Below are 14,879 nucleotides of genomic sequence, written 5' to 3' on the forward strand. Positions count from 1 at the left end.
CCCCAAACCGGCGGCTCTCCCCCGGAAGGTCGTTGCACCTTCCGGGGTTTTTGTTCTCAGGTGAGACCTCGCCTTTATGATGGCGGGACGACCGGCTTGGCCGTCGCGAAACGGGATGGCGCGGTTCCCATCACAAAGGCCAACTCGCCGCCCTTGACCAGGTCGGGATGGCTGATCCAGCCGCGCGTCCAGGGGCGGCCGTTCCAGGTCACCATTTGAGTATAGGGCCGATCGGGACTGGTGCCGCTGGGGCGGACGATAAGCTTGCGCTCTCCTTCCGCTCATCCGGTGAAGGACGGCGCAACGCTTGTACTGACGATCCACGCCAACCTGAACCGTGCCTCGGGCAGCGGCGCCGAGGCCGCCCCCCGTCTAGACCTCGGCCTGTGAGCCTTTCCAACGCCGCTGGTCGTTTTCGAAGCTAGCGCCTCTCTCCTGGAAGGACGCTGCACATTCCGGGGTCGTGTATTCAGGCGGGACCGCGCCCGTATGACGGCGGCCGATCCGCTTTCGCCGCGCCGAAGCGCGACGGCCTGGTGCCCATCGCGAATACCAGCTCGCCGCCCTTGGCGAGGTCCGCATGGCTGATCCAGCCGCGCGTCCAGGGCTGCCCATTCCATTGCACCGACTGAATGTAGGGCGCATCGGGCCCGTTGCCGGTGGTCCGGATGCGGAGCTTGCGGCCGCCAAGGTCCAGCTCCGCCGCGTCGAACAAGGGTGAGCCGAACACGTACACGCCGCTGACCGGATCGACCGGATAGAAGCCCAGCGAGCTCAGGATGAACCACGCGCTGGTCTGGCCGCAATCATCGTTGCCGATCACGCCGTCCGGGTCCGCCTTGTACATCTCGGTCAGCAGCCGGCGAACCATGGCCTGCGTCTTCCACGGCGCACCGGCATAGGCATAAAGATATGCAGCGTGCTGGTCGGGTTCGTTGCCGTGCGCATATTGGCCGACCAGCCCGGAGATGTCGGGTGGCGCGTTCCTGGGCAGCGTCGAAGGCGCAGTGAACAGCGCGTCGAGCTTGCGCTCGAAAGCGGCGTCGCCCCCGAACAACTCGATCAGGCCGTAAACATCGTGCTGGTTGAGGAAGGTCGCCTGCCAGCCATTCGCCTCCGTATAATCGCGCTGCTTCTCAGGATTGTGGCCGAGCTGGATCGGGTCATAGGGCGTCCACCAGCTGCCGTCCGCGAAACGCGGGCGTGCGAAGCCGACTTCCTGGCTGATGACGTTACGATAATTCAGGCTGCGCTTGCGTAGCGTTGCCGCGTCCTCGCGCGCGCCGGCAGCGTCGGCGAGCACCGCCATGGCCCAATCGTCATAGGCATATTCCTGGGTGCGGCTGACCGACTCCCACACCTTGTCGGCCGGAATGAAGCCCAGGTCGTAGTAGAAGCCGCGGCCGAGCGTGCTGTCGATGTCCGGGAAGTCGCGATCGAACGCACGCCGGCGGATCTGCGGCCAGGCGGCAGCGTAGTCCGCCTTGATCCCCTTGGCGCATGCTTCCGCCATCACCGACACCGCGTGCCAGCCTATCATGCACGCGGTTTCGACACCTTGCAGCGGCCAGACGGGCGGGCCGGTCGGGCTTTCCTGGGTCTGGCGGACAAGGTCGCGGGCGAAGCGCTCCGCCATCTCGGGCCGGACCAGCGTCAGCAACGGGTGCAGTGCGCGATACGTGTCCCAGAGCGAATAGGTGCTGTAGGCGGGCGTACCGGCCGCGGCCTTGTGCACCTGGCGATCGAGCCCGACATAACGGCCGTCGACATCGGTGAACAAGGTCGGCGACAGCAGCGCATGGTAGAGTGCGCTTGCCATGATCGTGCGCTGTGCAGGCGTGCCGCCCTCGACACGGATGCAATCGAGCGCCTGCGCCCAGGTTCGCGCGGCCGTCCGTCGTGTCGCGTCAAAGGTCCAGCCCGGCGCCTCGGTCGACAGGGCCTGCCTAGCCCCGGCCAGGTCCACGGCGGAGATGCCGGTCTTGACCAGGACCGGCGCAGCGCCGGCATTGTCGAAGAACAAGGCCGCTTTCAGCCGCTTGCCCGTAACGGTATTCGCGCCGGCAGGCTGGGACTGATCCTCGCTGAAGAACTGCACCCGATCCGGCCGCCGCGACAGTTGCATGGCGAAGTGGATGTGCCGTCCCTTGGCCCAGCGGTTCACGCGCCGGCTGCCCGTCAGCATGCCATCTGGCGACAGCGTCAGCGACGCCTGCTCGACCAGCGTGCCCTTATCCCAAGTGTCGACCACGGCATGGGCGAAGTCGATCAGCAGGTGCCCCGGCCCTTGTGGGAACGTGTAGCGGTGAAGCCCCGTCCGCTCCGTCACCGTGAGTTCGGCGAGCACGCCCGATTCCAGCCGCACGCGATAATAGCCTGGCTCGGCTAGCTCTTCAGAGAAGCGCTGGCGATAACCCTCGTCAGGCTTGCCGAGCACGCCCGCCTGCAGTTCCAGCGGCCCTCGCGTCGGCACCACCAGCACGTCGAGCATGTCGCCGATACCCGTGCCAGACAGGTGAGTATGGGAGAAGCCCATGATCGAGCCGTCACCCTGGTGATAGCCCGAGCAGGAGTCCCAACGCGTGTTGTCGGTGTCGGGGCCAAGCTGCACCATCCCGAACGGCAACGTCGGCCCAGGGTAAGTGTGCCCGTGCCCGCCTGTGCCGATGAACAGGTCCGGTCGCAGCGGATCGGGACGCGCCGCAATGGCATCCCCCGGCAGCGTGGCGCCGAGCGCGGCCAATCCGCTCCCCACCAGCAACTCGCGCCTGCTTGCGGTGGTCATGACGGAGCTCCTGTTGAACGGAAGATCGATATGGTCGGGTGAACAGCGCAGGCTTGCGCCGTTCGAGATAGAGGATCAGCTTGCCGAGCAGGCATAGGCTCATGAGACATGACTATGTTTGCCGCTACCGACGAACAGGTCGGGCCTGAGCGGTTCGGGATGCGCTGTTTCGCCGCGTCGAGCAGGGTAGCGCCGAGCACGGCAGTGCCCTTCTCACCCGACTGCTGGCCGTGCTCGGCGATAGTCATGACGGAACTCCTGTCGTTGTCATGACGAACTGCATCGAACTAAGAGTCAGTATTGCTGCGCGAGCAGCGCGGGCTTGCGCCGTTCAAGGTCCAGAATCAGGTCGCCGAACAGCCCGTTCGCCCAGGCGAACCAGGACCGGGTGAAGGTCTTCGGATCATCCTTGTTGAAGGATTCGTGCATGAAGCCGGTCCCGCCATGGGTTGCCTTCAGCCACGACAGGCACTGGCGAATGACGGCGTCATCGTCGCTGTTCATGGCATGGGTGATGATCGACATCGGCCAGATCATGTCCTGTCCGATGTGAGGACCGCCGATCCCTTGCGCCGCTGTTCCGGCGAAGAAATACGGGTTGCGCGCGCTCCAGGCGAGCGCGGCGGTGCGGCGGAACAGCGCATCCTCGCGCGCCGCCGCGCCGATCAGCGCCAGGCCCGACAGGCTTGGCACGTTGGCATCGTCCATGAAGATCCAATTGCCGAAGCCGTCGATCTCATAGGCCCAGACCTGCCCGCCCTGGCCGTCCGGCACCAGCGCATGCGCGCGGAGTGCAGCGTCGACCTCCGTCGCCAGCGCCTCTGCCTCGACGGCAGCAGCGTCGTCGCCGCGCGTCTCACGATGAACCTGCGCGACCTTGCGTAACGCGGATACGGCGAACAGGTTGGACGGGATCAGGAAGGGGTAGACGCAGGCATCGTCCGACGGGCGGAACCCCGAATGGATCAGCCCGACCTTGCGCGTCGGTGCACCAAAGCCCGCCATGGGCAGGCTGTCGGTCGGCGCCGCGGCCTTGCGCTGGAAGTGATAAGGGCCTGGACCGTCCTTGCGCTGCTGCACCCGGAACGTCGCCACCGCCAACCGCGCCGCGCGTGACCAGGTGTCGTCGAACGGCGTCTTGTCGCGCGTGTTGGTCCAGTATGCGTGCGCGATCCGCATGGTGTAGCAAAGGGAGTCGATCTCCCATTTCCGCTCAGCCACGCCCGGCTTCATCTCGGTATCGTCGACTTGCGACCATTCGAGGTTCGACTTGGCTGCAGGGTCCTTCATGTACGCGTTGGCGTAAGGATCGAGCAGGATGCAGCGCGCCTGCCGCTGGATCAGCCCCTGGAAAAGCCGCCGCAGATCGGCGTCGCGCGCCGCCAGATGCACATAGGTTTGCGCCTGGGCCGAACTGTCGCGCAGCCACATCGCGTTGATGTCACCGGTGATGATGAAGGTGTCGGGCCTGCCCGCGAGGGTGCTCGCCTCAACCGTGGTGTCGAGCGTGTTGGGATAGCAATTCTCGAATAACCAGGCGAGCTCGGGATCGGCGACCTTCGCCTTCACACGGCGGATCTCCGCCTCCACCGCCTTGCTGATGAAACGGCGCTGCCCGGCCGGCGGACGCTTGCTGACAAAGGCTTGCGCGGATGCTTCGGCGGGGAGCGCAGTTGACAAGGCCAGCGCCCCTGCCCCGGCCAGCACCGTACGGCGGTCGGGCGTGCCGATGCCGCTCACTTTGCCGCACTCATCGAGAAGGGCGCGTCGGCCTTGCGGGCGCCCCATGCCTTGTTCGGCGTCGGCCCCATGTTGAAGCGCAGCGTGCCGCCCGCCTGCAGCGCCTCCCGCGACAGCCAGGGCTTGTCGTACGGGCGCCCGTTCAGCGTAGCGGACTGGATGTAGACATTGTCGGGCCCATTGTTCTGCGCCTCGATGGTCAGCACCTTGCCGCCGGGCATGGTCAGGCGGACGTTGCGGAATAACGGGCTGCCGACCGCATATTGGCCCACCGTCGGCGTGACCGGGTAGAAGCCCAGCGCGGAGAAGACATACCAGGCCGATGTCTGGCCATTATCCTCGTCGCCCGGGTACCCGTCCGGGGTCGGAGCATAGAGGCGGCGCATGATGTCGCGCGCATGATATTGTGCCTTCCACGGCGCCCCCGCCCAGTCGTACAGGTAGATCATGTGCTGGATCGGCTGGTTGCCATGGGCGTACTGGCCCATGTTCACGATCTGCATCTCGCGGATCTCGTGGATGACCTGGCCGTAATAGCTGTCGTCAAAGATCGGCGGCGTGGTGAACACGGAGTCGAGCCGGTCCACGAATTTGCGGTCCCCGCCCATCAGGTCGATCAGGCCCTGCACGTCCTGCATTACCGACCAGCTATAATGGAGCGCGTTGCCCTCCGTGAACGCATCACCCCATTTGTAGGGGTTGTACGGCGTTTCCCATGACCCGTCGCGATTGCGCCCGCGCATCCAGCCGGTCTGCGCATCGAACAGCTTGCGGTAGTTCTGCGCGCGCGTGGCATAGAGCCGCGCGTCCTCCGTCTTGCCGAGCGCGGCGGCCAGGCGCGACAGCGAGAAGTCGGCCGTCGCATATTCAAGCGTACGCGCGGCGTTCTCGTTAATGCCGACGTCGTAGGGCACGTAGCCGAGCTGGTTGTAATGCTCCGCGCCCTCGCGACCGACCGCGCCGACGACGTTGCCGCGCTTGTCCACCGGCCGACCCTGGCTGGTCGTCGCGTTCTTCACCATCGCCTGGTAGAGCGCTTCGACATCGAAGCCGCGCACGCCATTGAGATAGGCATCCGCGATGATGTTGGTCGAGTTCGACCCGATCATCACGTCACGGTATCCAGGGCTCGCCCATTCGGGCAGCCAGCCTCCCTCCTTGTAGGTGTTGGCCAGCCCCTGCATGATTTCGCTGTCGCGCTCGGGATACATTAGCGCGAACCATGGGAACACCGCGCGCCATGTGTCCCAGAACCCATTGTCGGTGTACATGAAGCCGGGATGCACGTTCCCGTCATATGGGCTGTAGTGCACCGGCTGACCGCGCGCGTCGATCTCGTAGAACATGCGCGGGAACTGCAGCATCCGGTACAGCGCCGAGTAGAAGGTGCGGCGGTTTTCCAGATTGGGGTCGGTTACCTGGATCCGGGAGAGCTCCCGGTCCCAGGCCTGCTTCGCCTTTGCCCGTGTCGCGTCGAAGCTGTCGCTGCCGACCTCAGTACTCAGATTGCGCTCGGCCTGTTCGGCGCTGATGAAGGAGGAGGCGACCTTGACCCCGACCTGCTCGCCCGCGCGTGTCGCGAAGCTGACGACCGCGCCGACATGCCCGCCCTCGCGCGTCCGGTCGCTCGTCAGTTGCCAATTGTCATCCCAGGTGCGGCTGACCGCAAAGTCATGGTCGAACTGCGCGACGAAGTAGTTGCGGAAATTACCGGGCACGCCACCATGGTTGTTACGCACATAGCCGGTGATGCGGCGACGCTGCGGGTCGACCGTGACCATCGATCCGCCGGGCAATCCGTCGAGCAGGATGTGCGCGTCGTCCGCCTTGGGAAAGGTGAAGCGGAACTGCGCCGCGCGGTTGGTCGGCGCGACCTCCGCGGTCACGTCATAGTCGGCGAGGTAGACTTTGTAGCTGTAAGGGTGGCTCTCCTCGGCCTTGTGGCTGTACCAGGAGGCGCGCTCATCCTCCTTGATCTTTAGCGCGCCCGTTTCCGCCATGAGCGAGAACGCGGCGTAGTCGTTCATCCACGGGCTGGGCTGGTGCGTCTGCTTGATGCCGTTGATCTTGTTGTCATGGTACATATACCCCCAGCCGCTGCCGGGTTTTCCGGTCACGGGCGTCCAGAAGTTCATGCCGAAGGGGACGGCCACTGCCGGATAGGTGTTGCCGTATGACAATTCGTAGGTGGAGTCGGTGCCCATCAGCGGGTTGATCAGGTCGGACAGCGCCCCCGCCCGGGCCGTCGCGCCATGGGACGGTCCTTGGGCGATCGCAGGCACCATCGCCGGGAGGACGGACGCGGCAGCGAAGAGGGCGGCGATGCCGGCCCGCAACGGTCTAGCGGACAGAATGCTCACGAGTGTTCCTCTTCTTGATCTAGGCTCAGGCAGCCGGCTTTTTCGGGCCGCGGAGCCGCTCGGGCAGGACGCCCTTGTTGGTCAGCACAACGGGACGGATGGTGCCGTCCGGATTGAAGTTCATCCGCTCCATCGCAAGCTCGCGATGCTCCCCGATTTCGTCGCTCAACGAACGCCGGTGATAGGCGATGTACCAGCGGTCGGTGCCGGGCACGTTGACCACCGAATGGTGGCCCGCGCCGCGTGCGACCCGCAAATCTTCCTGCAGGATGATCCCTCGCGGCTTGAATGGGCCAATCGCGCTGGGGCCGGTGGCATAGGCGACACGGTAGTCGGAGCCGGTCCACTCCCCTTCCGACCACATCAGGTAGTAAACGCCGCGCCGCTTGATCACGAACGATCCCTCGACATAGCCGGGCGGCGTGATCTCCTTCCAGGTCGACCCGTCGGGATAGGGCAGGACGCGGCGCATGTCCTTGCTGAGCCGCACGACGTTACAGTGCCGCCAACCGCCATAGTAAAGGTACACTTGCCCGTCCGTGTCACGGAACACGAATGGGTCGATCGGCTGCGCGCCATTGTGGAATGCATCAACTAGCGGCTTGCCGAGCGCGTCCTTGAACGGGCCGCCGGGCTTGTCGCTGACCGCCACGCCAATGCCGCCATGTTCCTGGTCGCTCTGGATGTCGTTGGCGCCGAAGAACATGTAGTACTTGCCGCCCGCCTCGATCACCGATGGCGCCCAGACCGCATAGGCCGCCCATGATACACCGCTGACGTCGAGGACGTGCGGATGCTTGGTCCAATGAACCAGGTCGGGCGACGAGAAGGCGTTGAAGAAGGTCTGATACGCATAGGACGGGCGCACGGTGTGCCGCTTGCGAAACTCGACCTGCGTAGGCGTGAAATGGGCCGACCGGTCGGGCGCGCCCGCATCGGCGGAGTAGGTCGGGTAGATCCAGTACCGCCCGGCAAAGACCCGAATTTCCGGGTCGGCATACCAGCCCGGCACGATGGGATTGGACGCCGTAGCCATCACCGGCGCTACGAGGGCCAGTAGCCCCAGAAGCCTGCGAAAGCGAAACCTCATCTCCCTCTCCCTTCCGGGTCGTCCCGGCTTCATATGAGTGGGGCGGCACGCGCAGGCGCCGCCCCAGCATCAACGGATCATCCGGGTAATCAGAACTTAAACGCGGCGCCGGCGTAGAAGCGGCGGCCGGTATACTCGTTACCAACGAAGCGGTCCTTGGTGTCGTTGCCCAGATGCGAACGCTCCTCAGACTTGGTCAGGTTGATGACCGACGCCGTCAACTGAACATTCTCGAACAGGTTGTACGACGCGTTGAGGTCGAACTGCTCATAAGGGTCCGAGTAGACATTCAGGCCCGAGACAAGCCCTCCGACCCGCTCGCCCCGCCGGTTGTACGACCCGCGCACCAGCAGCCGCTTGTTCTCGTAGAAGAGCGACGCGTTGACCTGCGTCTTCGAGCTACCGACCAGCGGCGAGGTCCCGACCTTAGTTCCGTTCAGCGACACGTCGGCCGCCGATGTGTCGTTATAGGTGAAGTTCACCTGCGCACCCAGGCCGAAAGGCAGCGTGTGCTGGGCATAGACCTCGACGCCCTGCGACACGGCCTTGGACCCGTTCGCCTGCGTCGAATATTGCTGCACGGTGACCTGCTGGCCCGCGACCTCGCTCTGGATGTCGAGCACGAGCGGAACCACGAAATCCTTCACATCCTTCCGGAAGGCGGTGAAGCCGACCACCGAACCCCGGTGGAAATACCATTCGACGCCAGCGTCATACTGCCAAGCGCTGAACGGCTTCAGGTCGAAGTTACCACCGCCGCCGAACCAGCCCGGACGCGCGCCGAACTGCGCGCGGTCGAACACGAATGGATCGGAATTGAACGTCAACGAGCGCTGGCCGGCAAGATCACCAAAGCTGGGGCGCGCGATGACCTTCGACGCCTCGCCGCGGACCAGCAGGTTGGGCGTGACATCCCATGAAATGTTGAAGCTCGGCAACCAGTTCGTGTAGCTCTTGCTCTCGCTGTTGGGACTGAACACCCGCACCTCACGGGCGGGGACACCCCGCGCCGGATCGCCGTCGCGCGGGATCACCAGGCAGTTGCCGTCCGGGCCGACCGGCACGTTCGGATCCAAGGCGCCGGCCGGACCATTGAAGCAATAGTCGTTCTCGTAGCTGATGACGTCGGTCGACACGCCGCCCTGCTTGGTGTGGGCCATGCGCAGGCCGATGTTCCCACGCACCGGCCCGCTCTTGTAGTTCAGCTGGGCATAGCCAGCCCAGATCTTCTCCTGGATGTCGTACTGGTTTTCGGGCTCGGGCACCCGGACCGCATCGCCATAGGTCGAGTTCAGATAAGCGAGATAGGTTGGCATGTTGAAGGCCGGGAACACGTTGGTCGAGAAACCGCCTGCGATGTTGCCGATCGGCTGGTTAAGGAAGAACTCGGGCTTGGTCACGGCCGCGCCGGCAGTGTCCTGATATCGCAGCTTGCTGGCTGCGTCCGAGTACCACTCGAACCGGCCAGTCTCGCGATGGATATTGCTATCCCGCCACTTGCCGCCAATCTGGATCGTGTCGATGAAGCTGTCGAAATGGCGCGTCAGGTCGACTTGGGCGTACCGCTGCGACAATTCGCTGTTGGCGAACCCCGAGCCGGTCGAGCCAAGGTCCACCTGCGAAATGCCATTTTGCAGGTTCTGCTGCAGTTCCGGCGAAAAGGTCATGTCGACTGACTGGCCGTTGAAGGTCCACTGGCTGAGCAGGTTGCCGTTCACGTTTCCAGCAGCGCCGCGACCGGTAACCAGGCGCGGCTTGGCCTGAACGAAGAACTGGAACGACGGGCCGCCCGTAGACTTCGTCTTGCCGAGCGTGAAGCTGACATCGAGCCGGTCATGCGTGTAGTCGCCGTGGACGTCGAAGGTGTTAGACACGAACTTCTGGCGCACATAGGTGCTCTGCATCGCAGGCGTTTCCATGGTGCATGGATTGGAAGGCAGGCCAGTCGTCGGGCTGATCGTGACGGTTCGGCACCCCGTTCCCTCGGCCGGCACCTGAAAAGTGGCAGACTGAAGGATGGTGCCGCTCGGATCGAACTTGGCGTCAGTGAAGAAGTTGCCGTAACCCCACTCGGGAATCTTGAGAGTGTGGTTGACGTTGTTGGCGTTCAGCTGAAACCGGAAATAGTTCGCCGTGATGTTCATGCCTTCAAAGGGCTGCATCTGCGCCGTCGCCTGGATGCCGAGGCGCTTGCGCTTCTCGATGAAGGCGAACTCGTCCACCGACTGGGGCGCCCAGTAGCCGCTATAGTGCTTGCCGCTCTGGGTGGTTGTGCCCTCACCCCAGTAGGTGACGGCATTGTTGTTGGCATAGGTATTGCCGTTGACGTCGGTCGCCGGCGTCTTGGTGTCATCGTCCGACCACCACTGCCAGCTTTCGGTGCCGGCGCTCAAGGTGCGATTGGTACGCTCCTGGTAGGTTACACCGCCAAGCAGACCGAAGGTCTTGTCCTCGTTGTGCCACGACAACAGGCCCGAGATGTTCGGCTCAACCTTATGGGTCACGTCGGCATAGGTGCCTTCGGCCTGAAGATTGCCCGACCAGGGCTTCAGGTCAAACGGACGCCGCGTGTGGTTGATGATGACGCCGCCGACGCCGCCCTCGTCCAGCCGCGCTTCAGGCGACTTGAACACCTCGACGCTGCCGATCAGGTTGGCCGGCAGCAGGACGTAATCGAATGAGCGCGAGGGCTCCCCACCGGCCGGCGCAATGAAATTTCCGTTGAGCTCGGTCAGCGTCAGATCGGCAGCAAGGCCGCGAATGCTGACCCGACTGCCCTCGCCGCCGCTCCGGTCGATCACTACGCCCGGCACGCGCTGGAGAGCGTCGGCGACGTTCTTGTCGGGGAACTTGCCGACATCCTCCGCCGTGATCACGTCGACGAACGCGTTGGCGTCGCGCTTCTGCGCCAAGCTGCTTTCGATCGAGGCGCGGTAACCCGTGACGACGACGTCGCCGCCCGTGTCACTGGGGGCTGAGTTCTGCGGAGCGGGAACTTCGTCCGGCGATACCTGGCCCGAAGGTTCGCCATTCGGTTGCGCGGCTTGCGACCCGGTCTGCTGAATGCTCGTAGCTGAGTTGCTCGCCGGGGCTGCGCCCGTCTGGGCCGAAGATGGCGCTGGAACCGAACTTTGGTCAGTCTGCTGGGCCTGCGCGACGCCGCTAAGGCCGACGCACAGGCCGGTGCTGAGTAGCAGCGCGGGCAGCAGCCGGCGGCGCGGTGATCCTGAGACGCGGCAGATATCGATCTGTGGCACGGTTCCACTCCCTCCTGTTCGGGATGCTCCGTGGCGTCCCGTCCTTGGTTACTGCTGCGACCACCCCCTCGGTCGACGCAGCGACTGGACACAGTTCGCAATAATAAAAGTAATTTGTCAATTCGACCGATGTGTATTTTTGCTCGGCCGACGCGTTGCCTCGTCCAGCCGAGTGAGAATCTTTCTGTTCGGGTCCGGAATCTAGGCGGAGCGGGCTCGCTACTTGCTGACGAGCCGGCCTTCTGAGAGCGGCGCGGCGATGCGTGCGAGATCTGCGGCGGGTGCTTTGGATACCGCCCTGTCATAGGTGAGTAGCCCGTTGATCTCGTCCTCAACGTCGGTGGTCTGGGTGTAGACCGATGCGCTGAGGCCCTCTTCGCGAGCCTGGCGGATCACCTCCGTCAGCTTGCGGCGGTACCGGGCGAGGTAGTCCTGCCGGTCGGTCGCAGTCTGGTATCCCCAGTTTCGCTTGCCCGGTCGCCAGACATGACCGTCGACCGGCAGGCCGATCCCGCCATATTCGCCGATGACGATCGCCCGCGCGCTCTGCCGCGTGGGAACGTGCGGCACATCTTCGTAAGTATGCAGATCGAAGACGTCGGACACGCCCGGAGCAACGTCGAGCCAGCCGCTGTCCGCATTGACCAGCCTGCTCGGATCCATGCCCTTCACGTACCGGGCAAGGGTGGCCGAGTCGTACTGGCCCCAGCCCTCGTTGTTGACGACCCACATGACGATGGAGGGGAAGCCACGCAGCTGGCCGACCATTCGGGTCAGCTCATTCTGGTTCTGAGCCATCATGTCGGCCGACATCACCGCCTGAGACTGGCTGGAGCCGGTGACGAACTGGTCCTCCCCTCCTCCAGACGGCATGTCCTGCCAGACCAGTATCCCGAGGTGATCGGCATCGTAGTAATACCGGGCAGGCTCCACCTTGATGTGCTTGCGCACCATGTTGAAGCCCGCGCTCTTGAGGAACACGAGGTCGCTCCTCATGGCTTCCTCGCTGGGGGGCGTCAGCAGTCCGTCTGGCCACCATCCCTGATCCAGGGTCCCGTTCTGGAATACGGGCTTGTTGTTGAGGAGGAGAGTCGGCTGGCCACGCACCGGGCCGGCCCCGACCGCGATCTTGCGCATCCCGAAATAGCTCTCAACGCGATCCCGCGGCGCTCCTGAAACCTGCGCCGTCGAGTAGGTGTCTCGTTCCCGCTCCGTAAATCGCGCGTCATAGGCGTGACGGTCTCGCTCACTCTGCCCGGCATAGGGATCGCGCACGGTCACCAACTCGGCCGTCAAATCGTACAGAAAAGGATCGTCGGGCGACCAGAGCCGCGCGGCGGGGATGCTGAGGCTGGCGTGCCGGTTCGCCCGGATCACGGTTGACGCAATCCGCTTGCCGCCCGCGCTTGCGGTGAGCCGCACGGCGTCCGTGTCCTCGGCCCAGCCGCTCAGCGCGACATCGACTTCAACTACTCCGCGGTCGATGTCGGGCGTCGCGCGCACATCGGCGATGTGCAGCTTGGGCACCGGCTCGATCCACACTGTCTGCCAGATCCCGCTTGTCGCGGTGTACCAGATGCCGTTCGGCGTCAGTGACTGCTTGCCCCGGGGCTGGCTGCCGGCGGATGTGGGGTCGGCGACCTGCACCACCACCTCGTTCTCGCCCGGGCGGAGGAAGGCCGCGATGTCGAAGCCGAACGAGTCAGATCCACCCTGGTGAGAACCAACCACGGCCCCATTGACCCACACCGTTGCGGCAAAATCGACGGCGCCGAAGTTGAGCATGACGTGGCTGTCGCGCCACTCCGCCGGAACGGTGAATGTGCGCCGGTACCAGACGCGGTCATCGGGAGTCACTCGCCGCCCGACCCCGGACAGTTGAGACTCGACCGCGAACGGCACGAGTATCTGGCCGTCCATACGCGCAGGCCGGGGCGCGTTGGCCGGCGCAATGGCATAGTCCCACAGCCCGTTCAGGTTTTTCCACGCCGCCCGCTTCAGATGCGGGCGCGGATAGCTCTGCCATGCATTGGCGGGAGTGACCTGGCGCCCCCAGCGGGTAGTCAGGCTGGAATAGACCTTGTCGGTCGGGGCCGTTGGGGCGGGCGTCGTCTGGGCAGCAAGCCCGCTGGCGGCCATGGCCGCAGCCAATGCAAGCAATCTCACTGGTAGCACCCGCATACCTCCCTCTCTTCTCTCGCGTTCACATCGCGATGCTGATTGCGTCCTCTCCCGAGGGGACCTTCCAAAGCGCGCCCTGCTTGGGCAGCAGGAAGTGGCTGAATGGCAGAATAGCTGCCCCAACGGCAGGAGCATCTTCTGATAGCGCCGCACGAGCTACCGGCGCGATTGCGGGAACATAGGTGCCCTGCACCCTCATCAGTTCATTGGCGCGTTCGGCCAGGCGCTCGACCAACACGCCTGGAAGGCGTCCCCCAATCAGCACCGTAGCCGGATTGATCAGGCAATCGATGGCCGCCAACGGCGTGCACAGAGCGCGTGCCGCGTTCTCTATCCACCTCTCTACCGTTGCACCGACTGAAGCGGATAAAGGGCCAGGCGCCACGACGTCCGCCAATGTAAAACCGTCTTCCGTCAAAAGTCGTGCAAGTCCGGACAGCGAAACGAGCTTTTGTACCTGCTCGCGCGCTCCGGTTCCGTCTTCTGCTAGCATGAAGCCCAGCTCGCCGCTCCGCCCATTTGCCCCGCGAACGTAGCCCTGATCCACGACAAACCCGCCACCCAAGCCTGAGGAGATGAGGATGTAAAAGAAGCTGCTGTGGTGTTGCCCTAGCCCAAGTTGCATCTCGCCCATCGCTGCTGCAGCCGCGTCGTTTTCGACGAAGACCGGAAGCTCAAGTGGCTTGGCGAACATCTCGCCAAAGTTCACGTCTCCCCAGGCTGAGTAAGCACCTGGACGGCCCGGCAGATCGACTGAGCTGAGGTCGTCAGGCACGGCGATCCCTACACCAACCAGCTTGCTACGATCGATCTTGGCGGACCGAAGCATGCTCGACACGGCACGGCGGTAAGCCGCACGGACGTCGCCAGGCATCGCATAGGACACCTCCTCCGAAACTCGGGCGAGCGTTTGTCCGGAAAAGTCGACAAGCACGAATGTGACGTGATCGCGGTCGATATTGACGCCCACCGAGAAGCAACCGTCCCGCCGGATCACGAGTTTTGTCGGAGGTTGGCCCCGACCGCCCCTGCGCTGGCCAGCCTCTTCGATCAGGCCGTCCTGCAAGAGCCGCTTGGTGATGTTGGCGATCGACGGCGGAGTCAGGCCGGTGATCGTGGCAAGCTCGACGCGGGTAAGCGAACCGCCAACCCGAATAGCTTGGAGAGTCACGCGCTGGTTGTGGTCGGCAGCACGGACCAGGTTGGTACCCGAGAGCTGCGGCCGCGATCGCGCTGTAGCTGCACGCCTCATTGGGTGCGTACTCTCTTTGCCCTACCAATCGTCAATTTACTCGGCCCTCCGTCCGTTCCTGTCTGCAGAGGGCGATCGCAATCACCCTTCGATCTGCGTGTCCAGCATCCTTAAGCTAGATACATTCTGCGGTGATCCTACCTCTGAATTGATTTATCGTCTTTATGAATTATCACCCCGTTCCATCTGGACGCTAGCTACTCGGCGTCGTGCC

Annotated in this window: 7 protein-coding genes and 1 pseudogene; all 8 read right to left on the reverse strand. The window is 64.1% G+C overall.

Annotated elements, in window-relative coordinates; all coding sequences use genetic code 11:
- Nucleotides 1-74: 74 nt before the first annotated feature.
- Nucleotides 75-263, reverse strand: a pseudogene (locus FHS94_RS04590) (glycoside hydrolase domain-containing protein); the annotation flags it as partial.
- Nucleotides 264-469: 206 nt separating this feature from the next.
- Nucleotides 470-2,785, reverse strand: a complete 2,316-nt coding sequence (locus tag FHS94_RS04595) for a GH92 family glycosyl hydrolase (RefSeq protein WP_184055121.1) — start codon at nt 2,783-2,785, stop codon at nt 470-472.
- 294 nt (nt 2,786-3,079) lie between these two features.
- On the reverse strand, nt 3,080-4,573 hold the full coding sequence (locus FHS94_RS04600) for a glycoside hydrolase family 125 protein (RefSeq protein WP_184055123.1): 1,494 nt from the start codon (nt 4,571-4,573) through the stop codon (nt 3,080-3,082).
- The gene (locus FHS94_RS04605) at nt 4,522-6,810 is read right to left on the reverse strand and encodes a GH92 family glycosyl hydrolase (RefSeq protein ID WP_184055299.1); all 2,289 of its coding nucleotides are present in this window, start codon (nt 6,808-6,810) and stop codon (nt 4,522-4,524) included. The genes FHS94_RS04600 and FHS94_RS04605 overlap by 52 nt, the downstream gene beginning before the upstream one ends.
- 100 nt (nt 6,811-6,910) lie before the next feature.
- Nucleotides 6,911-7,975, reverse strand: coding sequence for a glycoside hydrolase family 43 protein (locus tag FHS94_RS04610; protein WP_184055125.1), 1,065 nt, complete (start codon nt 7,973-7,975; stop codon nt 6,911-6,913).
- Nucleotides 7,976-8,064: 89 nt separating this feature from the next.
- Complete coding sequence (locus tag FHS94_RS04615) at nt 8,065-11,232, reverse strand: TonB-dependent receptor (RefSeq protein WP_343055161.1); 3,168 nt, start codon at nt 11,230-11,232, stop codon at nt 8,065-8,067.
- 219 nt (nt 11,233-11,451) lie between these two features.
- Nucleotides 11,452-13,371, reverse strand: a complete 1,920-nt coding sequence (locus FHS94_RS04620) for a glycoside hydrolase family 2 protein (RefSeq protein WP_246348343.1) — start codon at nt 13,369-13,371, stop codon at nt 11,452-11,454.
- 64 nt (nt 13,372-13,435) lie between these two features.
- A complete protein-coding gene (locus FHS94_RS04625) occupies nt 13,436-14,665 on the reverse strand; it encodes an ROK family transcriptional regulator (protein WP_184055129.1) in 1,230 nt (409 codons plus the stop codon).
- Between the last annotated feature and the right edge of the window lie 214 nt (nt 14,666-14,879).

Origin of the sequence: Sphingomonas aerophila, from assembly GCF_014199305.1 — a bacterium.
In the GTDB taxonomy this organism is placed as follows: Bacteria; Pseudomonadota; Alphaproteobacteria; order Sphingomonadales; family Sphingomonadaceae; genus Sphingomonas; species Sphingomonas aerophila.